1 protein-coding gene is annotated in these 575 nt (G+C 76.7%); it reads left to right on the top strand.

Features of this window, described 5'->3' with window-relative positions; genetic code table 11:
- Positions 1-525 (top strand): phenylalanine--tRNA ligase subunit beta-related protein (locus tag ESO86_RS18370; RefSeq protein WP_479722800.1); only part of this gene is annotated, 525 nt, incomplete at its 5' end.
- Between the last annotated feature and the right edge of the window lie 50 nt (positions 526-575).

Here is a 575-nt window from a genome sequence, read left to right as displayed (position 1 = left end):
CGCCGCATCGCGCACGCCGTGGGCGCGGAGGTCGAGTTCGCGCAGGGCGCGCACCAGGCGATGCACCCCGGTCGGACCGCCGAGGTCCGCGTCGGCGGGCAGCTCGTCGGCTACGCGGGCGAACTGCACCCGACGCTCACCGCCGAGGCCGACCTGCCTCGCGTGGTCGCCGTCGCCGAGGTCGACCTCGACGCGATCATCGCGCTGGCGAGCGACTCGGTCGAGGCGCGGCCCATCGGCACGCTTCCCGCGGCCACGCAGGACCTGTCGCTGGTCGTCCGAGCCGACGTGCCCGCCGCCCGCGTCGCAGCAGCCGTGCGCGAGGGCGCTGGGGAGCTCCTCGAGCAGCTCCAGCTCGTCGACGACTACCGCGGGCAGGGGCTGCCCGAGGGGTCGAAGAGCCTGACGTTCGCGCTGCGCTTCCGCGCCGGGGACCGCACGCTCACCGCGGCCGAGGCGAGCGACGCCAAGCTCGCGGGAGCCGCGCTCGCGGCGGAGCGGACCGGGGCGGCGATCCGCGAGTAGCGGCATCCGTAGAATCGGACGTCGCGAGGGCGCCCCGCCGGTCACCGGCG

The sequence above is a fragment of the Agromyces binzhouensis genome (genome assembly GCF_004135055.1).
Classification (GTDB): domain Bacteria; phylum Actinomycetota; class Actinomycetes; order Actinomycetales; family Microbacteriaceae; genus Agromyces; species Agromyces binzhouensis.
This window is presented reverse-complemented; position numbering and strand designations above follow the sequence as displayed.